The sequence below is a fragment of the Sphingomonas eleionomae genome (assembly GCF_049889035.1).
In the GTDB taxonomy this organism is placed as follows: Bacteria; Pseudomonadota; Alphaproteobacteria; order Sphingomonadales; family Sphingomonadaceae; genus Sphingomonas.
Window position 1 is genome coordinate 258,820 of sequence record NZ_JBLTWP010000003.1, and the last position, 20,093, is coordinate 278,912.

Here is a 20,093-nt window from a genome sequence, read left to right on the forward strand (position 1 = left end):
GGTAAGGGCCGCGCCCTGCTATCGGGCGCGGCGATCATGCTGAACCTCAACAACATCACCGTGCGGCTGGGTGGCCGCACCATCCTGGACAGTGCCAGTGCCGCACTGCCCCCCCGGTCGCGCGTCGGCCTGATCGGGCGCAATGGCGCGGGCAAATCGACGATGGTGCGCGTCATTGCCGGGATGCTGGAACCGGATGGCGGCAGCGTGGAAATGCCGCGCGGCAGCCGCCTTGGCTATATCGCACAGGAAGCGCCATCGGGCACCGCAACGCCGTTCGAAACCGTGCTGGCCGCCGATACCGAGCGCGCCGCGCTGCTGGCGGAAGCGGAAACCCAGACGGATATGGACCGGCTGGGCGATGTGCATGAGCGGCTGATCGCCATCGACGCCTATGCCGCGCCGGCACGGGCGGCCCGCATCCTGGTTGGCCTGGGCTTCGATGAGGAGATGCAGCAGCGGCCGCTCGACAGCTTTTCGGGCGGGTGGAAGATGCGCGTCGCGCTGGCCAGTCTGTTGTTCAGCCAGCCCGATGTGCTGCTGCTCGACGAACCGTCCAACCACCTCGATCTTGAGGCGGTCATGTGGCTGGAGGATTTCCTGAAGGCTTATCGCGCGACCATCGTGGTGGTCAGCCACGAGCGCGATTTCCTGAACAATGTCGTCGACCATATCCTGCACCTGCAGGGGGGCAAGGTGACGCTGTACCCCGGCGGCTATGACGCGTTCGAAAAGCAGCGGGCCGAACGCATGGCGCAGTTGGCCGCGGCCAAGGCGAACCAGGAGGCGCAGCGGGCCAAGCTGCAGGATTACATCGCCCGTAATTCCGCCCGCGCATCGACCGCGAAACAGGCCCAGTCGCGGCAAAAGGCGCTGGCCAAGCTGACGCCGATCGCGTCGCTGGCCGAGGATCCGTCGCTCAGCTTCGATTTCCCCGATCCCGACGAGCTGCGCCCGCCGCTGATCACGCTGGACATGGCTGCTGTCGGCTATGGCGAAACGCCGATCCTCAGGCGGCTGAACCTGCGGATGGACCCGGACGACCGGATCGCGCTGCTTGGCCGCAACGGCAATGGCAAGACGACGCTCGCTCGCCTGCTCGCCGCGCAGCTGACCCCGATGGAAGGGGCGATGAACGCGACGGGCAAGATGAAGGTCGGGTATTTCACCCAGTATCAGGTCGAGGAACTGGACGTCACCGACACCCCGCTGGACCACATGACCCGCCAGATGAAGGGGGCGACCCCGGCGGCGGTGCGCGCGCAGCTCGGCCGGTTCGGCTTTTCGGGCGACAAGGCGACGACCAAGGTCGGCAAGCTGTCGGGCGGCGAGCGCGCGCGGCTGGCGCTGGCGCTGATCACGCGGGATGCACCGCATCTGCTGATCCTGGACGAACCGACCAACCACCTGGACGTCGATGCGCGCGAGGCGCTGATTCAGGCGCTGAATGCCTATACCGGCGCGGTGCTGCTGGTCAGCCACGACCGGCATATGCTGGAGACGACCGCCGACCGGCTGGTGCTGGTCGATCAGGGCGCGGCGCGCGAGTTTGACGGGACACTGGACGATTACATCGCCCATGTGCTGGGCCAGAACGCCGCCGAAAAGGCGTCGAAAAAGGACAAGAAGGCCGACCGCAAGGCCGCCGCAGAAGCGCGCGAGAAAGAGGCGGAGCTGAAAAAGCAGGCGCGCGCGGCAGAGGCGGAGGTGGCAAAACTGACCGCCGAGAAACAGGCGCTGGATCACGCGATGTTCGCCCCCGCCGAGGCGCAACCGGCGCTGGCCAAGCTGCCGATGAGCGAGTTGATGAAGCGCCACGCCGATGTCGTCGCCCGGCTGGAAGCGGCGGAAACCCGCTGGCTGGACCTCAGCGAGGCGCTGGAGCAGGTGGCGGGTTAGGGGTTACCCATCTCCGTCATTGCGAGCGTAGCGAAGCAATCCAGCTACCGGACATGGATTGCTTCGCTGCGCTCGCAATGACGAACGTCAGGGCCGGGGCAGGCGCCGACCCTTTGACCGGCTGGTCAGGTGGAACTGGCCGCAACGGTCGCAGCGATAGGGGAACAGGGCAAGGCCATGGCTGGCCGCTGCGGCTGCGGCCTCCCCGCCGCTGCGATAGCGGGCCTTGCGCGCGCAGATACTGGCCCTGGTCCGCATGATCCCGCTCCCGTTGCGCCGCCCTCTGTATCCGATAGAGTGGCGCGGAGAGGAGCGCAAAGCCATGGCCGCCACGATCCGCCGCTATGCCGATTTCTGGCCGCATTATCTGCGCGAACATGGGCGGCCGGAAACGCGGGCGATCCATTATGCAGGTACTGCGCTGACCTTTGTCGCGCTGGTGCTGGGGCTGACCGGTTCAGCCTGGTGGTTTCTTGCGATCCCGCTGGCCGGATACGGCTTTGCCTGGGCCGCGCATTTCGCGGTGGAGCGCAATCGGCCCGCGACGTTCACCTATCCGTTCTGGTCGCTGGTCAGCGATTACCGGATGTTCTTCCTGTGGCTGACCGGACGGCTGGGCCCGCATCTGGCGCGGGCAGGGGTAGCAAGCCGCGCTTGATGCGCTCGCAGCAGCCCTTGCTTGCGGTGGACTGGCGGGCGGCATAGCTAACGAGACATGACGACCATCCCCGATACGCTCGCCCTGATCGGCAACACCCCACTTGTGAAGCTGAAGGGGCCGAGCGAGGCCGCTGGCGCAGAAATCTATGGCAAGTGCGAATTCGCCAATCCCGGCGCGTCGGTAAAGGATCGCGCCGCCCTGTTCATCATCGAGGATGCGGAGGCGCGGGGCGCCATCCAGCCCGGCGGCACCATTGTCGAGGGGACGGCCGGCAATACCGGCATCGGTCTGGCGCTGGTCGCTAATGCCAAGGGGTACAAGTCCATCATCGTGATGCCGGAGACGCAGAGCCGGGAAAAGATGGACACGCTGCGCGCGCTGGGGGCCGAACTGGTGCTGGTGCCCGCCGCGCCCTATGCCAATCCGGGCCATTTCGTGCACACCAGCCGCCGGATCGCGGAGGAGACGCCGAACGCGATCTGGGCCAACCAGTTCGACAATATCGCCAATCGCCGCGCCCATATCGTTGGCACCGCCCCTGAAATCTGGGAACAGATGGACGGCCGGATCGACGGGTTCACCTGTGCCGTTGGCACGGGCGGCACGCTGGCCGGCATCGGCCTGGGGCTGAAGGAGCGGGACGAAAAGGTGCGGATCGCGCTGACCGATCCGCATGGCGCCGCCCTCTATCATTACTATGCGCACGGTGAATTGAAGGCCGAGGGATCGTCGGTGGCCGAGGGGATCGGGCAGGGGCGGATCACCGCCAATCTGGAAGGCGCGCCGATCGACACCCAGTATCGCGTGTCGGATGCGGAGGGCATGGAATGGGTCCGCCGCCTGCTGGACGAGGAGGGGCTGTGCCTGGGCCTGTCGTCCGGCATCAACGTGGCGGGCGCGGTGCGGCTGGCGCGGGAACTGGGGCTGGGATCGCGGGTGGCGACGATCCTGTGCGACACCGGCTTTCGCTATCTGTCCAGCCTGTACAACGCCGAATGGCGTGCGGCAAAGGGGCTGGTGGTGCCTGAATGGGCGGATCGCGGCTGACGAGCCGTGCGCGATGGGCGGTGGACAGGGAACCGCTTCCCTGTTACTTCCTTGCAACAGTGCTGCAACAATCGACAACCGACCGGGGGCAGGTTCTTCAGCGGGTCCGAGTCGGCCTGACCGGGCTGACGATCGTCGTCCTGTTGATTCTGGTTGCTGCCATCATCTATCGGTCCGCCTCTCGCGAGGTGCAGCCCGATGTGATCGGCCAGCCCAATCCCGATGTCGTGGCGAACATGACCATGGCCACGCCTGTCGCCAATGTCGCCGGCCCGACCGACAATGACGAACCGCTGGCGACCCTGGGCGTCGCGCCAAGTGCGCGGCCAAAGGAAGATGCGGTCCCGGCCGATCCCGCTGCGGACCAGCCGACTCCGCAACCCTGATCCCGCGGGACTGCGTCCCCCACTTTTCCCCACCACCGCCCCCAAATCGCCCCACCGGGTGCCGAAATCCCCCTTTTGCATTGCTGACGGGTGCAGATGGGCCCATCCGATGGCCTGTGATCCCCGAATGGTGCGTCCGGCAATGAGAACATACATCGAATAAACCACGTTCAGAACTGGATCGCCAACCCGCTCATGCCGGTTTTAGAGCGCTGTGGGGCAAATTCCCGGAAAATGGCGTTGAATCCCGGCGGGGTTTGCGATAGCTCTAATCGCTAACAGGGCAGGGATTTCACGCGCCAGAGTCACGTTCCGGCACGCTTTCACAGCGTGGCTTCCGGTGGCGCCTGAGCTTTGCCCAGCAAAGGGTGCGATCAGGAGCGTGACGGGGCGAAGCGGATATAAGGGCGTTGGCCTGCAGGCGGTGGACGACAAAAGTCGTGTCGCCCTGCCGTCGGCGCTCCGAATCCTCGTCGAACGCAACCTGGGTCCGATGGCCGAGCACAAGGAAGGCCGCGTCCTCACCATCACCTCACACGAGCGCGATCCCTGCCTGCTTGCCTATGACGAACCGTGGTTCGACCAGATGATGCTGGACGTCGAATCGCGCGCCCGCGCCCATGGGGCAGAGGATGGCGCGATCAACGACTGGATCCTGCGCCTGGGCACCGGCGTGCCCGAAAATGCCAGTTTCGATGCCAATGGCCGCTTCATCCTGCCCGCTTTCCTTAAGGCCCATGCCGGCATCACCCGTCATGCGTTCTTTTATGGCCGCATTTCCGGCATCGAAATCTGGGACCCTGCGACGCTGATGGCGTTCGAGGGTGCGCCGCCCGTCCTGCGCGAGGCGTGCCGGTTCCACATGGAACGCAACAAGGTGGTGCTGTGAGCGCCCCCGGCCAGCCGCATATCCCGGTCCTGCTCGGCCCCGTGCTCGACGCGCTCGCCATCCTGCCCGGCGAACGGCACGTCGATGCGACGTTCGGCGCGGGCGGTTACACGCGCGCCATGCTGGCCGCCGGGGCAGAGGTCATCGCGTTCGACCGCGATCCCGATGCGATCCGCGATGGTCAGCCGCTGGTGGCCGAAAGCGAAGGGCGGCTGACCCTGATCCATGCGCCCTTTTCGGCGATGGCAGAGGCGCTGGCCGCGATCGGCAAGGTGCCGGTCGACGGCGTGGTGATGGATATCGGCGTGTCGTCGATGCAGCTGGATCAGGCGCATCGCGGCTTTTCGTTTCAGGCGGAGGACGGCCCGCTCGACATGCGCATGGCGCAGGAGGGCGAAAGCGCCGCCGATTTCGTCAACATGGCGGACGAGGGCGCGATTGCCGACGTCCTGCATCGCTATGGCGATGAACCGCGCGCCCGCCGGGTCGCCCGCGCGATCGTTGCCGACCGGCCGTTCGATACCACGGGCAAGCTGGCCAACACGGTTCGCAAGGCGCTGGGCCACCGGCCGCATGACAAGAAGGATCCGGCCACCCGCACCTTTCAGGCGATCCGCATTCATGTGAACCGCGAACTGGACGAACTGGCCGACGCCATGATCGCCGCCGAACAGGTGCTGGCGCCGCAGGGGCGGCTGGCCATCGTCACCTTTCATTCGGGCGAGGACCGGATGGTCAAGCGGTTTCTGCGCGAACGGTCGGGCAGCGAGCCGGCCGGATCGCGCCATCGCCCGGCGATGGTCGCCGAACAGGCGGCAACTTTTGCCACGCCGGCGCGGGCCGTGCGGGCGGATGAGGAAGAACTGGCGCGCAATCCGCGTGCGCGCTCGGCAACGTTGCGTGCGGCCCGGCGGACGTCCGCCGCGCCATGGACCGGCAGGAGGACGGGCTGATGGCAGTCAGGGGCTTCAGGGGGCTGGGTTGGCTGGGCGGGGCGGTCGTCGTCGCGCTTGGCTGCAACATGGTTTCATCCAGGGTCGATGCCGAACGGCAGCGGCTGGTCGCGCTCGACAAGGCGATTGCCGCGACCCAGAACGATATCCGGATGCTGGAGGCGGAGTTCATGACCCGCGCCAACACGGCTCAGCTGGAAAAATGGAATGGCGAGATGATGCGCCTCAGCGTTCCGGCCGCCGGACAGTTTCTGGTCGGCGAAACCGCGCTGGCGCAGCTGGATCAGCCGGGCGCGCCGACCGATCGGCAATTTGCCGGCTACATCGTGCCCGAGGCGGTGCCGGAACTGGCCATGCCTCAGCCGGTGGAGGCATCGACGACGGAAAAGCCTGCGCCGCGCCCCGCCGCCCCGCCCGCAGCCGTGCAGACCGTGGCCGCGACTGCGCCGGTCAAGCCCCGCCCGATCGCGCCCGCCGACACGGTCAAGGTGAAATCGGTCACCATTTCGGCCGAACGCACGGCCAAGCGCGGTTCGCCTCGTGCCCAGGCGGTTGAAAAGCGGCTGCTGCGCGAAACCAGCTTCAACGATCTGCTGCGCGGATCGGATGCCGGGGGGTCAACCCTTCAGTGAGCACGCTGCTGCTTGGGCGCGATCTGTCGATTGACACGGCGCCCGCCGGTCCCACCCCGCTGCCGCCGCCGCCCCTTGGCCTGGTGCCGGTTGCCCATGCCCGAATGGCCGTGATCCTGGCGCTGTTCGTGCTGGCGGTGTCCGCTGTGATCGTCCGGCTGACCTGGCTGGCGCTGATGCCGGATACGGAGATGACGGCCAGCCGCTATGGAGTGCCCAGTGCGCGGGGCGATATCGTCGATCGCAACGGCGTGCCGCTGGCGCAGACCATCCTGGTGCCCTCGATCGGGGTTCAGCCGGACAAGGTGATCGGCGACAAGCGCGATCTTGCCCGGCGGCTGGCCGAACTGATGCCCGAACAGACCGAGGCATGGTATTATTCCCGCCTGACCAGCACCGAGCCGTTCCAGTATCTGAAGCGCCATGCCCGGCCCGAACTGGCGGTGGCCGTCAACGCGCTGGGCGATCCCGGCATCCGCATCGGGCGGGAGCCGGAGCGGCTGTATACCCAGTCTGCCACGGCGGCCCATGTCCTTGGCTTTACCAACGCGCAGGGGCGCGGTGCGATGGGTATGGAGCGGTTTCTGGACGCGCGGCTGACCGATGGCGCCATGCAGGGGCGTCCGGCATCGCTGTCCATCGACCTTCGCGTTCAGTCCGCGCTGGAAAGCGAGCTTGGCCACGCCATGGTCAAGCATCAGGCGCTGGGCGCGGCGGGCGTGATCCTGGACGTGGACACGGGCGAGGTGATGGCGATGGTGTCATTGCCCAGCTTCAACCCCAATCATGTCCGGTCGCTGGAGGGACAGTTCAACAACGTTACCAAGGGCGTTTACGAACTCGGTTCGACCTTCAAGCCGATCACCATTGCCGGCGCGATCGAGGCGGGCGTGGTGACGTCGATGCAGCGCCGCTATGACGCGGTCGAGCCGCTGGCCGTCGGCCGGTTCCGCATCAAGGACGACCATGCCCAGCGCCGGTTCCTGAACGTGCCGGAAACCCTGGTCCATTCGTCCAACATTGTCACCGCCCGGCTGGCGGACGAGATGGGCGAGGACCGGATGAAGGCGCTGTTCCGCAGCCTTGGCTTTCATCAGCCGCTGGATATCGAGATCGAGCGCAGCAATCCCCGCTTTTCGGACGCTCGGTGGAGCCGGGCGCGGATCATGACCAGCGGCTATGGCCACGGCGTCGCGGTGACGCCGATGCACCTGGCCATCGCCTATGCCGCGCTAGTCAATGGCGGCATCCTGCGCCCCGCAACGATGATGAAGCTGGCCCCCAGCCAGGTGCCCGAAGGGACGCGGGTGTTCAGCGAATCGACCAGCCAGCGGATGCGCCAGCTGCTCCGCCTGATCGCGGTGCGCGGCACGGCAAAGCGCGGGGATGCGGCGGGTTACCGGGTCGGTGCCAAGACCGGCACTGCCGAACGGCTCAGCGCGACGGGCGGATATTCCAAGACGGTCAACGTCTCCACCTTTGCAGCGGCTTTCCCCATGGACGCACCGCGCTATGTGGTGGTTGCCATGCTTGATTCGCCCAAAGCCAGCGCCGACACGTTCGGTCAGACCGCTGCGGCATGGACGGTGGCCCCCGCCGTCAGCCGCACCATCCAGCGCACCGGCCCCATGCTGGGCGTGCTGCCCGATCCCACCCGCGACATCGACCTGTCGGAACTGCAACCCCTGCTCTGGTCGCCGCCTGGCGCGGAGGCGGCGGGGGAATGAGGCTGTCGACCCTGATCGGCGGCACGGACGAGCGGACCGTCACCGGCTTTGCCATCGATCACCGCAAGGTCGCGCCCGGCACGATCTTTGGTGCGTTCGAGGGGCTGCGCGTCAATGGCGAGGACTTCATTCCTGCGGCGGTGGCAGCGGGTGCGATCGCCGTCGTCGCCCGGCCCGGCGCGCGGGTCGAGGGCGCCGTTCACATTGCCGACGATACGCCGCGTGCACATTTCGCCCGGCTGGCAGCGCGGTTCTTTGCGCCGTTTCCACCAATTGCGGTGGCCGTCACCGGCACCAATGGCAAGACGAGCACGGTCGAGCTGACCCGCCAGCTGTGGCGCATGGCCGGCCATCATGCCGCCAGCATCGGCACGCTGGGCGTCACGACGGCCGATGAGCGCGTGGTTACCGGCCTGACCACGCCGGATGTCGTCACCTTTCTTTCCAACGTCGCGGGCCTTGCGCGGGAGGGGGTGACCCATGTCGCGTTCGAGGCATCGAGCCATGGTCTGGCGCAATATCGGACAGAGGGGCTGCCGGTCCGCGCGGCGGCATTCACCAACCTGTCGCGCGATCACCTGGATTATCATGGCGACATGGCAGCCTATTTCACCGCCAAGCTGCGGCTGTTCAGCGAAGTGCTGGACGCGGACGGGACGGCGGTCGTGTGGGCCGATGATCCCCATGCGGAACGGGTCATCGACCTAGCCCGGCACCGCGGCAACCGCATCCTGACCGTGGGTGAGCATGGCGATGCCCTTCGCCTTGTCTCGCGCGAACCATCGCTCCTTGGCCAGCGGCTGGTGATCGAGGCGGACGGGGCGCAGCACCGGGTCATGCTTCCGCTGATCGGTGCCTATCAGGCCGCGAATGCCCTTGTTGCAGCTGGTCTGGTGATTGCATCGGGCGGCGATGTTGCGGCGACGCTGGCCAATCTGGGGCGGCTGGCCCCGGTGCGCGGGCGGCTGGAGCGGGCGGCGATCACGCGGGCGGGGGCACCCGTCTATGTCGATTATGCCCATACCCCCGATGCGCTGGCGGCGGCCACCGCCGCGCTGAAGCCCCATGCGGAGGGACGCCTGATCCTGGTGTTCGGCGCAGGCGGCGACCGCGATGCCGGCAAGCGCGAGGAAATGGGCGAGGTTGCGGCGGCCGAGGCCGATCATGTGATCGTCACCGACGACAATCCCCGGTCCGAAGATCCCGCCGCGATCCGCGCCATGGTGCTGGCCGGCGCGCCGGGTGCGCTGGAGGTTGGGGACCGCCGCGCAGCGATTGCCGCCGCCATTGCAGAGGCCGGCCCGACCGATATCGTGTTGATCGCTGGCAAGGGGCATGAACAGGGGCAGATCGTGGGCGACCGCGTGCTGCCGTTCGATGATGTTTCCGTGGCGCGGGAGTGCGCGGGCGCATGACGTTGTGGACCGCAGCCGAAATCGCCGCTGCCACTGGGGGCACTGCCTCGGTCGACTTTGCCGTCACCGGCGTCACCTTTGACAGCCGCGAGGTGCAGCCCGGCGACCTGTTCATCGCCATGAAGGGCGAGGCGAGCGATGGCCATCGCTATCTGGATCAGGCGATGGCTCGCGGTGCGGCCGGCCTGATCGTCAGCGAGCCGACGGATCATCCCCATGTCCGCGTTGCCGACGGGTTTGCCGCACTGAACGCCCTTGGCGTGGCGGCGCGCACCCGGTTGCAGGGCACGGTGATCGGCGTCACTGGCTCTGTCGGCAAGACGGGAACGAAAGAGGCGCTGTTCGCCGCGCTGGACCGGACGGCACCGGGCGCGGTCCATCGGTCGGTCAAAAGCTACAACAACCATACCGGCGTTCCGCTCAGCCTGTCGCGCGCATCCGCCGCCAGTCGGTTCGGCGTGTTCGAAATGGGCATGAACCATGCCGGAGAAATCACCGCCCTGACGCGGATGGTCCGCCCGCACGTGGCGGTCATCACCGCGATCGCGCCCGCCCATATCGAGTTTTTCAAGGACGAAAGCGGCATCGCCGATGCCAAGGGCGAGATTTTTCAGGGGCTTGAACCCGGCGGCACTGCGATCGTGCCGTTCGACAGCGTGCATCGCGACCGGCTGATCGGCCATGCCCGCCCCCATGCCGGGCGGATCGTGACGTTCGGGATTGGCGAGGGCGCGGACGTGCGGGCGCTGGACGTCGTGCGGACCCTGACCGGCGGCAGCGAGGTGACGGCAAAGGTCGGCGACCGGCAACTGACCTATCGCATCGGCCTGCCCGGCGCGCATTGGGTGTCTAATTCTCTGGCCGTGCTTGCGGCGGTGGAAGCTGCGGGCGGCGATCTGGCGCTGGCGGGCCTGGCGCTGGCCGACATGGCTGACCTGCCGGGGCGGGGCGCGCGGGTGGGGATTACGGTCGGCGGCGGCCATGCACTGCTGATCGATGAGAGCTATAACGCCAACGCCGCCTCGATGCGCGCGACCTTGGCCGTGCTGGCGGCAGAACCGGCGACTCGCCGGGCGGTGGTTCTGGGCGAGATGCGCGAGCTGGGCGATCAGTCGGCGGCGCTGCACGCGGCGCTGGCCGATCCGGTCGTCGCGGCCGATGTCCGCTTCGCCGTGTTGGTGGGCGAGGGGATGGCGCCGCTGGCCAAGGCGCTTGAGGGGCGGGTGGAAATGGTCCATGTGCCCGATGCCGCAGCCGCAACGGCAGCGATCGGCCCCTGGCTGGCGCCGGGCGATGCGGTGCTCGTCAAGGGATCCAACGGAGTGAGGCTGGCGACGCTGGTGGCGGCGCTGGCGGGGAAAAACTGATGCTGTACCTGCTGGCCGATGCGCTCGGCTTTCCCGGCCTGCTCAATCTGGTGCGCTATCTGTCGTTCCGCACCGGTGCGGCGGTGGCGACGGCGCTGTTCATCGGCCTGGTCATCGGGCCGCGCTTCATCGGATGGCTGCGCGTGCGGCAGGGCAAGGGTCAGCCGATCCGCACCGACGGCCCGCAATCGCACCTGGCCAAGCGCGGCACGCCCACCATGGGCGGACTGATGATCCTGACCGCGATGAGCCTGTCGATCCTGATCTGGATGGACCTTGAAAACCCCTATGTCTGGGCGTGCCTGTTCGTCACGCTGGGCTTTGCGTTCATCGGGTTCCTGGACGATTACGACAAGGTGCGAAAGGCGAGCACGGCGGGCGTTTCCGGCCGTGTGCGGCTGGCCGGCGAATTCGCCATCGCGGCGCTGGCGGCGTGGATCATCACCGGCCAGAACGGCACGCAGCTTTATGTCCCGTTCTTTTCCAACATCGCCATCGATCTTGGCTATTTCTACATCGTCTTTGCCGCGTTCACGATCGTGGCGTTCGGCAATTCGGTGAACCTGACCGACGGGCTGGACGGGCTGGCGACGATGCCGGTCATCATCGCCTGCGTTGCGTTCATGCTGATCGCCTATCTGGTCGGCAATGTGAAGTTCGCCACCTATCTGGGCATCCCGCACGTTGCGGGGGCGGGCGATCTGGCCATTTTCTGCGGGGCCATCGTCGGCGCCGGACTGGCGTTCCTGTGGTTCAATGCACCCCCCGCAGCGGTGTTCATGGGCGATACGGGCAGCCTGGCGCTGGGCGGCGCCATCGGCACCATAGCGGTTGCGACGCATCACGAAATCGTCCTTGGCATCATCGGCGGCCTGTTCGTGGTCGAGGCGCTGAGCGTCATCATCCAGGTGTTCTTTTACAAGCGGACCGGCAAGCGGGTGTTCCGCATGGCGCCCATCCATCACCATTTCGAACAGCTTGGCTGGAGCGAGCCGACCGTCGTGATCCGGTTCTGGATCATCGCGCTGGTGCTGGCGCTGGCCGGCCTGTCGACGCTGAAGCTCAGGTGATCGTCAGCCCCAACTGGCGCGGCAGACGCTATGCGGTGCTGGGACTGGCGCGGTCCGGGGCGGCGACCGTGCGCGCGCTGCTGGCTGGCGGCGCTGACGTCACCGCATGGGATGCGGACGAGGGGCGACGCGCCGCCACGAACGGTGCGGTTCTGGCCGATCCCCTGACGCTGGACCTGACTGGTTACGATGCCGTGATCGTGTCGCCTGGCGTACCCCTGAACACACATCCGATCGCCGCCCACGCCGCCCGGTTCGACGTGCCGGTGATCGGGGATATCGAACTGTTTGCCGAGGCGCGGGCATCGCTGCCGCCGCACAAGGTTGTCGGCATCACCGGCACCAATGGCAAATCCACCACGACGGCGCTGACCCACCACATCATCGCCGGGGCGGATATCCCCAGCCTGATGGGCGGCAATATCGGCCTGCCGATCCTGGAGCAGGATCCGTTGCCTGCGGGCGGTGTCTATGTGCTGGAACTGTCCAGCTATCAGATCGACATCACGCGGACGCTCGATTGCGACGTTGCGGTGCTGCTGAATATCACGCCCGATCATCTGGACCGGTATGACGGGTTCGACGCCTATGCAGCGGCAAAGGAGCGGTTGTTCGCGATGCAGTCGAACGATCACCACGCGATCGTCGGCATTTTCGATGCAGCCTCCGCGGCCATTGCCCGCCGCCTGTCGAAACGGTGCGAGCGGCTGACCAAGATCGCGCCGGGCTTTTGCATGGATCAGTCGCGCTGGCCCGCGCTTCAGGGGCCGCACAATGCGCTCAATGCGCTGGCCGCCATTGCGGCTTGCGAGGCGCTGGGCGTGCCGCGTGCGGCGATCGACCGGGGGCTGGAGACGTTTCCCGGCCTGCCGCACCGGATGGAACGGGTGGCGACGATCAATGGCGTGACGTTCGTCAACGACAGCAAGGCGACCAATCCGGATTCGGTCGCGCCCGCCCTTCAGGCGTTTTCGCGCATCCGCTGGATCGTCGGCGGGCTGGCCAAGACCGATGATCTGGAGGCGTGCCGTGCGGGATTCCCCCATGTCGTCAAAGCCTATACGATCGGTGATGCAGGGGGGCGTTTCGCTGACCTGTTGAGGGGGGATATGGCTGTCGAGGAAATGGGCACGCTGGACCGCGCCGTTGCCGCTGCCGCTGCCGAAGCGGCGCCGGGCGACACGGTGCTGTTGTCGCCGGCCTGCGCCTCGTTCGACCAGTTCCGCGATTTCGAAGCCAGGGGGGCCGCCTTTCGCGCGGCGGTGGAGGCGCTGAAATGACCGATATCCTGCGTGGCGGGCCGACCGGCCGTGCGCTGACCACGCGCAGCCGCAGCGCCTATTCCGCATGGTTTCACGAAATCGACCGGTCACTGGTGGCAATCACGCTGATCCTGATCGCGTTCGGCCTGTTCGCCGTCGCTGCGGCGTCGCCTGCCTCTGCCCTTCGCTATTCGGGCGCCAACCTCACCTTTCCGCCGATGTATTTCTTTTGGCGGCAGGCGGTGTGGGTGGCCATTTCCGTGCCCGTGATGATCGCCGTGTCGATGGCGCCGCCCCGGCTGGTGTCACGCATCGCGCTGCCCGCGCTGCCGGTCTGCATCCTGCTGGTCGGGCTGGCCGCGGTGGTGGGGGGCGAAGGGACCAATGGCGCGGCGCGCTGGATCCCGCTCGGCTTCTTTTCGTTTCAGCCGTCCGAACTGTTGAAGCCGGTGTTCATCGTGTCCACCGCATGGATGCTGTCGCTGCGCGCCGATGCCCCGTATCTGCCGATGTTCAGCGTGACCGGCGCGATCACCGCGCTGACCGCTGCGCTGCTGATGCTTCAGCCCGATTTCGGCCAGACGTTCCTGTTGTGCAGCATCTGGCTGGTCATGGTCATTCTGGCGGGCATCCCGTTCCGGGCGATCGCCGCGTTGATCGCGGCGGGCTTTGGCGGGATCGTCGCGGCCTATTTCTTTTACGGCACGGCCCAGCGCCGGATCGATGCGTTCCTGTTTCCATCCAGCGACGATACCGAATCCACCCGGTTCCAGATCGAGCGCGCGATGGAAACGCTGACCGGCGGCGGGCTGCTGGGCACCGGACCCACTCAGGGTCAGGCCAAGTTCCGCCTGCCGGAGGCGCATACCGATTACATCTTTGCCGTGGTGGGTGAGGAATTCGGGCTGGTCGCCTGTGCCGTCATCGCCGCCTTGTTCGTTGCGCTGATCATCCGCTCTGCGGTTCGCCTGTTCGACGAAACCGACGCCTTCCGCCTGCTCGCCGGGGCGGGAATCACGGTGCAGATCGGGTTGCAGGCGCTGATCAGCATGATGGTCAACACCGGTCTTGCCCCGGCAAAGGGCATGACGCTGCCGTTCATTTCCTATGGCGGCTCGTCCATGGGTGCGATGGCGATCACCACCGGGCTTTTGCTCGCCTTTACGCGCCGGAATCCGTATCTGGCCCAATCTCCATACGGGTCGAGGTGGAACGGACGATGAAAAGAACCCGCCATTTTGCGCTGGCGGCCGGTGGAACGGGCGGGCACATGGTGCCGGCGGCGGCGCTGGCTGCCGAACTGATCCGGCGCGGGCACAGCGTTGCCCTGATTTCCGATGCGCGCGGCGTACGCTTTCCGGGGTTGTTCGACGGGGTTGAAACCCATGTGCTGCCTGCCGGGCGGCTGACTGGCGGTCCGCTGGGCTGGCTGCGCGCGGTCAACCAGATGCGTCAGGGCCGCGCCCGCGCGATCGAGATCTACACCAAGATGCGGCCGACCGCCGTGGTCGGCTTTGGCGGTTATCCCGCGCTGCCCGCACTGCTCGGCGCGTTTCACAAGCGCATCCCGACCATCGTGCACGAACAGAATGCCGTGCTGGGCCGGGTGAACCGCTTTGTCGCGGGGCGGGTGGACGGCATCGCCACCAGCTATGCAACCGTCGAGCGGCTGAAGCCCGCCTATGCGCCCAAGGTGCATCTGGTCGGCAATCCGGTGCGCGAGGCGGTGCTCGACCTGCGCAGCCGGCCCTTTCCGCCGCTGGATGCCGACGGCATCTTTCGTGTGCTCGTCACCGGCGGCAGCCAGGGGGCCAGCGTGCTGAGCCAGGTGGTGCCCGATGGCCTGGCCATGCTGCCCGTGCATTTCCGCCAGCGGCTTCAGGTCACGCATCAGGCGCGGCCGGAGGATGTGGACGGCGTGCGCGCGAAATACGCCGCGCATGGTATTCCGGCCGAAATCGCAACCTATCTGCCCGACATGCCGGAGCGGCTGGCATGGGCGCATATCGTGATCGCCCGCGCTGGCGCATCGACCATTGCGGAACTGACCGCTGCTGGCCGTCCGGCGATCCTGGTGCCGCTGCCCACCGCCACCGACGATCATCAGACCGCGAATGCGCGGGAGATTACGGAGGCAGGCGGCGCACGGACCATTCGCCAGTCCGCCTTTACCGCCACCGAACTGGCCAAGCAGATGCAGAAACTGGGGCTGGAGCCTGACGCGCTGGCCAATGCCGCCGCCCGCGCCCGGTCGGTCGGTCGCCCGGATGCGGTCCGCGATCTTGCCGATCTGGTCGAAAGCGTCGACGCACCGCCCGCGCCGATCGGCAAGGTCAAGGCCGCATCCAGCCGGGAAGCCTACGCATGAAGGGCGTCGGCACCGATATCGGGACGATCCATTTCGTCGGCATCGGCGGCATCGGCATGTCCGGCATTGCCGAGGTGATGGCCAATATGGGCTATTCGGTTCAGGGATCGGACGTGGCCGAGGGCTATGTGATCCAGGGCCTGCGCGACCGCGGCATCCGCGTGTTCATCGGCCATGATGCCGACAATCTGGGCGAGGCCGCCGTCGTCGTCACCTCGACCGCGATCAAGCGCGGCAATCCGGAGGTTGATGCCGCCTATGCCCGCCGCATCCCGGTGGTTCGCCGGGCGGAAATGCTGGCCGAACTGATGCGGCTGAAATCCACGGTCGCCGTTGCCGGCACGCATGGCAAGACGACGACGACCAGCATGATCGCCGCGTTGCTGGATGCGGGCGGTATCGACCCCACGGTCATCAATGGCGGCATCATCAACAGCTATGGCAGCAATGCCCGGCTGGGTGCATCCGACTGGATGGTGGTGGAGGCGGACGAAAGCGACGGCAGCTTCCTGCGGCTGGATGGCACCATCGCGGTCGTCACCAACATCGATCCGGAACATCTGGATCATTACGGGTCGTTCGACCGGGTGAAGGAATGTTTCGTCGAGTTCGTCGAAAACGTCCCGTTTTACGGCGCGGCGCTGCTCTGCCTTGATCATCCGGAGGTGCAGGCGATCATTCCCAAGGTGCGCGACCGGCGCATCGTCACCTATGGCTTTGCCGCACAGGCGGATGTGCGCGGCACCAACGTCACCCCCTATCCGGGCGGCAACCGGTTCGATGCCGTTGTTCGCCAGCGGGACGGCGAGCAACGCGTGATCGAGGGCGTGGACCTGCCCATGGCGGGCCGCCACAATGTTCAGAACGCGCTGGCGGCGATCGGCGTCGCGCTGGAACTGGGCGTGGACGATGCCACGATCCAGCGGGGCTTTGCCCGGTTCAGCGGGGTTAAACGGCGTTTTACCCGCGTCGGTGAAATCGCCCTTGGCGACGGGCGTTCGCCCGCGATGGTGATCGACGATTACGGCCATCATCCGGTCGAGATCCGCGCCGTCCTGTCCGCCGCGCGCGAAAGCGTGGAGGGGCGGGTGATCGCGGTTTGCCAGCCGCACCGCTATTCGCGGCTGGGCGGCCTGATGGAAGAATTTGCCACTGCGTTCAACGATGCCGATGCCGTGATCGTCACCCCGGTCTATGCCGCCGGTGAGGCGCCGGTCGAGGGTGTGTCCGCCGATGCGCTGGCCCAGGCGATCCTGAATCGGGGCCACCGGTCCGCCCGCACCGTGGACAGCGCCGACGCGCTGGCCGGGATGCTGGCGTCAGAGGTCGGGCCGGGCGACCTGATCGTCTGCCTCGGCGCGGGCGACATCACCAAATGGGCCGCCGGCCTTGCCCCCGCCATCGAACGGCAACGCGAGGCGATGGCATGAGCGACTGGTTCTCCACCGCGATCGAAATGCAGCGCGAAATCATCCGCGCGCAACGGGCACAGCTTCATGCCGCGCAAAAGCTGCTCGATCAGGGCAGGGTGATTGCGGACATGCAGGCCGCCGGGCAACAGGCGGCCGAGGCGAACGTCAAGGCGTGGAAAGCCTGGGCCAGGCTGTGGGGGTGGAAATGACCCTGCCCACCGCTGCCCCGACATCGCTGCCCGCCGTGCGCGGCAAGCTGACCGCCAATGCGCCGCTTGCGCCGCTGGTGTGGTTCAAGGCGGGCGGGCTGGCCGAATGGCTGTTCGAACCGGCGGATGCCGACGATCTGTCGGCGTTCCTGCGCGATCTGGACCCTGCAACGCCGGTCATGGCGCTGGGCCTTGGCTCCAACCTGATCGTCCGTGACGGCGGCGTCCCTGGCGTGGTCGTGCGGCTGGGCAAGGCGTTTGCGCGGGTCGAGCGGCTGGACGATACCCTGCTTCGCTGCGGCGCGGGCGCATCGGGCATCCTGGTATCCTCCACTGCGCGCGATGCCGGGATTACGGGGCTTGAGTTCCTGCGCTCGATCCCCGGCACGGTCGGCGGGTTCGTGCGGATGAACGGCGGCGCCTATGGCCGCGAGGTCAAGGACGTGCTGGTCGAGGCCGACGTGGTGCTGCGTTCGGGCCAGCGGGTCACGCTGCCGCTCGATGCGCTGGGGTTCACCTATCGCCACAGCGCGTTGCCGGAGGGCGCGGTCGTGGTCGGCGCGCTGTTCCGGGGCGATCCGGGTGATCCCGCCGCGATCCAGGCGGAAATGGACCGGATCGGCGCGGCGCGAGAGGCCAGCCAGCCGCTGCGCAGCAAGACCGGCGGCTCCACCTTCAAGAACCCCGATGGCGGCAAGGCGTGGGCGCTGGTCGATGCGGCGGGCTGTCGCGGCCTGACGCTGGGCGGGGCGCAGGTGAGCGAGAAACACACCAATTTCCTGATCAACACCGGCGATGCGACCAGTGCCGAGATCGAGGCGCTGGGCGAGGAAGTCCGCGCGCGGGTCAAGGCGCATTCGGCCATCGACCTGCACTGGGAAATCCAGCGGGTCGGCGTATTCGCCGACCATGGCGGTAATGAGCGTGCGGGAGCAGCCAAGTGAGCGTATCGGTAACCCCCCTCCATATCGCCGTCCTGATGGGCGGCTGGTCCGCCGAGCGTGAGGTATCGCTGATGTCCGGTGCCGGCGTTGCCGATGCGCTGGAACAGCTTGGCCACCGGGTCACGCGGATCGACATGGACCGGGACGTCGCGCTGCGGCTGGCCGAGGCAAAGCCGGACCTGGTGTTCAACGCGCTGCACGGTACGCCCGGCGAGGACGGATCGGTTCAGGGGATGATGGACCTGATGGGTGTGCGCTACACCCATTCGGGCCTTGCGACCTCCGTCATCGCCATCGACAAGGTACTGACCAAGAACAGTCTGGTTCCCCATGGCATCCCCATGCCGGGCGGCCGCATCGTGGCGACCGAGGAGTTGTTCAGGGGCGATCCCCTGCCGCGGCCCTATGTGCTGAAACCCGTCAACGAAGGATCCTCGGTCGGTGTCGCCATCGTCACGGATGAGGGGAATTACGGCAATCCGATCAGCCGTGATGCCGCCGGCCCCTGGCACGACTTTGACGAATTGCTGGCGGAACCGTTCATTCGCGGGCGGGAACTGACGACGGCGGTGCTGGGCGACCATGCGCTGGGCGTCACCGAATTGCGGCCCAAAAGCGGATTTTACGATTACGACGCCAAATATACCGATGGCATGACCGAACATGTGTTTCCGGCCGACATCCCCGACGATGTGGCCGATGCGTGCAAGGCGATCGCGCTGCGTGCCCACCGCCTGCTGGGGTGCAAGGGCGCATCGCGGTCGGATTTCCGCTGGGACGATAACCGGGGGGTCGCCGGGCTTTTCCTGCTGGAGGTGAATACCCAGCCGGGCATGACGCCGCTCAGCCTGGTGCCCGAACAGGCCAGCCATCTGGGCATTTCCTATCCCGAACTGGTGCAGCGCATCGTCGATGAGGCGATGGCCGATGCGCCCATGGCAGCGTCCCGGTAATGGCGCGCCAGTCCACCCGCCGCGTTGCCAATCGCCCGCCGGTCAAGCCGAAGCGCAAGCCGCAGACGGCGCGAACCCCGCGTGCGGGCATCCTGGATCATGCCGTCGCGGCCCTGCCCGGCGGTCAGGATACGGTGCGGCGCGTGGCGGCATGGACCATCACCGGCGTGGTGCTTGCCGGGATGCTGATGCTCGCCTCTGCCACCGGCGTGATCGCCGGGGTGACCAGCGCGATGGGCGATGGCATGGCCGCGATGGGCCTGCGCGTGAAATCCTTTGAACTGATCGGCGCGCGGCGGATCGATCAGGCCGCCGTCTATGCCGTGCTGGCTACGCAGGAATCCAAGCCGCTGCCGATGGTCGACCTCGCCCATCTGCGCGAATTGCTGCTTCAGGAAGGGTGGATCGCCGATGCGCAGGTATCGCGCCGCTATCCCGATGCGCTGGTCGTGCGGATTACCGAGCGTAAGCCGGCCGCGATCTGGCAGAGCAATGGCCAGTTGATGCTGATCGATGCCGCCGGCACGCCGTTGCAGCCGCTGGATCCCAACGAATTGCCGGACCTGCCGATGGTGGTCGGGGAAAGCGCGAACGATCATTTCGACGATTATCAGCGGCTGATCGCGGCGGCACCCGCGCTGAAGCCGATGGTGCGTGCGGCCAACTGGGTCGGTGACCGCCGCTGGACGCTGACCTTCGTGTCGGGCGAACGGCTGATGCTGCCGGAAGGGACGCGGGAAAGTGCGGCGGCGCTGGTCAAGTTTGCCGAATGGGACGGCACGACCGGCCTGCTGGGCCGGGGGCACCGGCATTTCGACATGCGCGACGTGACCCGGCTGGTCATCCAGCGCGGATCAGGGGACGTGTCGACCCGGCTGGTCGACGAAGCGGCGGATTAG

Annotated in this window: 20 protein-coding genes; 19 read left to right on the forward strand and 1 reads right to left on the reverse strand. The window is 67.0% G+C overall.

From position 1 onward, the window contains the following. Positions 1 to 36: 36 nt before the first annotated feature. Positions 37 to 1,899 (forward strand): ABC-F family ATP-binding cassette domain-containing protein, encoded by a 1,863-nt coding sequence (locus ACNI3Q_RS09440; RefSeq protein ID WP_426276078.1) that lies wholly within the window; start codon positions 37 to 39, stop codon positions 1,897 to 1,899. An 87-nt stretch (positions 1,900 to 1,986) separates the two neighbouring features. Here ACNI3Q_RS09440 and ACNI3Q_RS09445 read toward each other — a convergent pair whose 3' ends face one another. Next, positions 1,987 to 2,157 carry a hypothetical protein gene (locus ACNI3Q_RS09445; RefSeq protein ID WP_260021951.1) on the reverse strand — a complete coding sequence of 57 codons (171 nt, stop codon included), beginning with the start codon at positions 2,155 to 2,157 and terminating at the stop codon, positions 1,987 to 1,989. A gap of 64 nt (positions 2,158 to 2,221) precedes the next feature. Here ACNI3Q_RS09445 and ACNI3Q_RS09450 point away from each other — a divergent pair, with 64 nt between their 5' ends. The 18 genes from ACNI3Q_RS09450 to ACNI3Q_RS09535 all read left to right on the forward strand — a co-directional run bounded on the left by ACNI3Q_RS09450 (position 2,222) and on the right by ACNI3Q_RS09535 (position 20,093). Beyond that, entirely contained in the window at positions 2,222 to 2,557 is a 336-nt protein-coding gene (locus ACNI3Q_RS09450; protein WP_426276079.1) for an Mpo1-like protein, read from the forward strand. Between the two features lie 57 nt (positions 2,558 to 2,614). After that, a complete protein-coding gene (locus ACNI3Q_RS09455; RefSeq protein WP_426276081.1) occupies positions 2,615 to 3,607 on the forward strand; it encodes a cysteine synthase A in 993 nt (330 codons plus the stop codon). Next, positions 3,589 to 3,993, forward strand: a complete 405-nt coding sequence (locus ACNI3Q_RS09460) for a hypothetical protein (protein WP_426276083.1) — start codon at positions 3,589 to 3,591, stop codon at positions 3,991 to 3,993. The genes ACNI3Q_RS09455 and ACNI3Q_RS09460 overlap by 19 nt, the downstream gene beginning before the upstream one ends. A 382-nt stretch (positions 3,994 to 4,375) precedes the next feature. Next, positions 4,376 to 4,882 carry a division/cell wall cluster transcriptional repressor MraZ gene (locus ACNI3Q_RS09465; RefSeq protein WP_426276085.1) on the forward strand — a complete coding sequence of 169 codons (507 nt, stop codon included), beginning with the start codon at positions 4,376 to 4,378 and terminating at the stop codon, positions 4,880 to 4,882. Further along, the gene (gene rsmH / locus ACNI3Q_RS09470; protein WP_426276087.1) at positions 4,879 to 5,835 is read left to right on the forward strand and encodes a 16S rRNA (cytosine(1402)-N(4))-methyltransferase RsmH; all 957 of its coding nucleotides are present in this window, start codon (positions 4,879 to 4,881) and stop codon (positions 5,833 to 5,835) included. The genes ACNI3Q_RS09465 and rsmH overlap by 4 nt, the downstream gene beginning before the upstream one ends. Next, positions 5,835 to 6,467 carry a hypothetical protein gene (locus ACNI3Q_RS09475; RefSeq protein ID WP_426276089.1) on the forward strand — a complete coding sequence of 211 codons (633 nt, stop codon included), beginning with the start codon at positions 5,835 to 5,837 and terminating at the stop codon, positions 6,465 to 6,467. Before rsmH ends, ACNI3Q_RS09475 begins: the two co-directional genes overlap by 1 nt. Continuing rightward, entirely contained in the window at positions 6,464 to 8,194 is a 1,731-nt protein-coding gene (locus ACNI3Q_RS09480) for a peptidoglycan D,D-transpeptidase FtsI family protein (protein ID WP_426276091.1), read from the forward strand. Before ACNI3Q_RS09475 ends, ACNI3Q_RS09480 begins: the two co-directional genes overlap by 4 nt. Beyond that, on the forward strand, positions 8,191 to 9,609 hold the full coding sequence (locus ACNI3Q_RS09485) for a UDP-N-acetylmuramoyl-L-alanyl-D-glutamate--2,6-diaminopimelate ligase (protein ID WP_426276093.1): 1,419 nt from the start codon (positions 8,191 to 8,193) through the stop codon (positions 9,607 to 9,609). The genes ACNI3Q_RS09480 and ACNI3Q_RS09485 overlap by 4 nt, the downstream gene beginning before the upstream one ends. Further along, a complete protein-coding gene (locus ACNI3Q_RS09490; RefSeq protein WP_426276095.1) occupies positions 9,606 to 10,976 on the forward strand; it encodes a UDP-N-acetylmuramoyl-tripeptide--D-alanyl-D-alanine ligase in 1,371 nt (456 codons plus the stop codon). Before ACNI3Q_RS09485 ends, ACNI3Q_RS09490 begins: the two co-directional genes overlap by 4 nt. Further along, positions 10,976 to 12,046: a phospho-N-acetylmuramoyl-pentapeptide-transferase gene (mraY, locus tag ACNI3Q_RS09495; RefSeq protein WP_426276097.1), complete on the forward strand. Its 1,071-nt coding sequence runs from the start codon at positions 10,976 to 10,978 to the stop codon at positions 12,044 to 12,046. The genes ACNI3Q_RS09490 and mraY overlap by 1 nt, the downstream gene beginning before the upstream one ends. Further along, positions 12,043 to 13,326 carry a UDP-N-acetylmuramoyl-L-alanine--D-glutamate ligase gene (gene murD, locus ACNI3Q_RS09500; RefSeq protein WP_426276099.1) on the forward strand — a complete coding sequence of 428 codons (1,284 nt, stop codon included), beginning with the start codon at positions 12,043 to 12,045 and terminating at the stop codon, positions 13,324 to 13,326. Before mraY ends, murD begins: the two co-directional genes overlap by 4 nt. After that, positions 13,323 to 14,531 (forward strand): FtsW/RodA/SpoVE family cell cycle protein, encoded by a 1,209-nt coding sequence (locus ACNI3Q_RS09505; protein WP_426276101.1) that lies wholly within the window; start codon positions 13,323 to 13,325, stop codon positions 14,529 to 14,531. Before murD ends, ACNI3Q_RS09505 begins: the two co-directional genes overlap by 4 nt. Continuing rightward, entirely contained in the window at positions 14,528 to 15,676 is a 1,149-nt protein-coding gene (gene murG / locus ACNI3Q_RS09510) for an undecaprenyldiphospho-muramoylpentapeptide beta-N-acetylglucosaminyltransferase (protein ID WP_260021965.1), read from the forward strand. The genes ACNI3Q_RS09505 and murG overlap by 4 nt, the downstream gene beginning before the upstream one ends. After that, entirely contained in the window at positions 15,673 to 17,106 is a 1,434-nt protein-coding gene (gene murC, locus ACNI3Q_RS09515) for a UDP-N-acetylmuramate--L-alanine ligase (RefSeq protein ID WP_426276103.1), read from the forward strand. The genes murG and murC overlap by 4 nt, the downstream gene beginning before the upstream one ends. Next, positions 17,103 to 17,297: a hypothetical protein gene (locus ACNI3Q_RS09520; protein ID WP_426276105.1), complete on the forward strand. Its 195-nt coding sequence runs from the start codon at positions 17,103 to 17,105 to the stop codon at positions 17,295 to 17,297. The genes murC and ACNI3Q_RS09520 overlap by 4 nt, the downstream gene beginning before the upstream one ends. Beyond that, positions 17,294 to 18,241, forward strand: coding sequence for a UDP-N-acetylmuramate dehydrogenase (murB, locus tag ACNI3Q_RS09525; RefSeq protein WP_426276107.1), 948 nt, complete (start codon positions 17,294 to 17,296; stop codon positions 18,239 to 18,241). Before ACNI3Q_RS09520 ends, murB begins: the two co-directional genes overlap by 4 nt. Beyond that, positions 18,238 to 19,194 carry a D-alanine--D-alanine ligase gene (locus ACNI3Q_RS09530; RefSeq protein ID WP_426276109.1) on the forward strand — a complete coding sequence of 319 codons (957 nt, stop codon included), beginning with the start codon at positions 18,238 to 18,240 and terminating at the stop codon, positions 19,192 to 19,194. The genes murB and ACNI3Q_RS09530 overlap by 4 nt, the downstream gene beginning before the upstream one ends. Further along, the gene (locus ACNI3Q_RS09535; RefSeq protein WP_426276111.1) at positions 19,194 to 20,093 is read left to right on the forward strand and encodes a cell division protein FtsQ/DivIB; all 900 of its coding nucleotides are present in this window, start codon (positions 19,194 to 19,196) and stop codon (positions 20,091 to 20,093) included. The genes ACNI3Q_RS09530 and ACNI3Q_RS09535 overlap by 1 nt, the downstream gene beginning before the upstream one ends.

Bases quoted from the DNA above. Each gene is read 5' to 3' on its own strand.
- ACNI3Q_RS09440 (WP_426276078.1), top strand. From the start codon at position 37: ATGCTGAACCTCAACAACATCACCGTGCGGCTGGGTGGCCGCACCATC.
- ACNI3Q_RS09445 (WP_260021951.1), bottom strand. From the start codon at position 2,157: ATGCGGACCAGGGCCAGTATCTGCGCGCGCAAGGCCCGCTATCGCAGC.
- ACNI3Q_RS09450 (WP_426276079.1), top strand. From the start codon at position 2,222: ATGGCCGCCACGATCCGCCGCTATGCCGATTTCTGGCCGCATTATCTG.
- ACNI3Q_RS09455 (WP_426276081.1), top strand. From the start codon at position 2,615: ATGACGACCATCCCCGATACGCTCGCCCTGATCGGCAACACCCCACTT.
- ACNI3Q_RS09460 (WP_426276083.1), top strand. From the start codon at position 3,589: ATGGGCGGATCGCGGCTGACGAGCCGTGCGCGATGGGCGGTGGACAGG.
- ACNI3Q_RS09475 (WP_426276089.1), top strand. From the start codon at position 5,835: ATGGCAGTCAGGGGCTTCAGGGGGCTGGGTTGGCTGGGCGGGGCGGTC.
- ACNI3Q_RS09485 (WP_426276093.1), top strand. From the start codon at position 8,191: ATGAGGCTGTCGACCCTGATCGGCGGCACGGACGAGCGGACCGTCACC.
- ACNI3Q_RS09490 (WP_426276095.1), top strand. From the start codon at position 9,606: ATGACGTTGTGGACCGCAGCCGAAATCGCCGCTGCCACTGGGGGCACT.
- mraY (WP_426276097.1), top strand. From the start codon at position 10,976: ATGCTGTACCTGCTGGCCGATGCGCTCGGCTTTCCCGGCCTGCTCAAT.
- ACNI3Q_RS09505 (WP_426276101.1), top strand. From the start codon at position 13,323: ATGACCGATATCCTGCGTGGCGGGCCGACCGGCCGTGCGCTGACCACG.
- murG (WP_260021965.1), top strand. From the start codon at position 14,528: ATGAAAAGAACCCGCCATTTTGCGCTGGCGGCCGGTGGAACGGGCGGG.
- murC (WP_426276103.1), top strand. From the start codon at position 15,673: ATGAAGGGCGTCGGCACCGATATCGGGACGATCCATTTCGTCGGCATC.
- ACNI3Q_RS09520 (WP_426276105.1), top strand. From the start codon at position 17,103: ATGAGCGACTGGTTCTCCACCGCGATCGAAATGCAGCGCGAAATCATC.
- murB (WP_426276107.1), top strand. From the start codon at position 17,294: ATGACCCTGCCCACCGCTGCCCCGACATCGCTGCCCGCCGTGCGCGGC.
- ACNI3Q_RS09535 (WP_426276111.1), top strand. From the start codon at position 19,194: ATGGCGCGCCAGTCCACCCGCCGCGTTGCCAATCGCCCGCCGGTCAAG.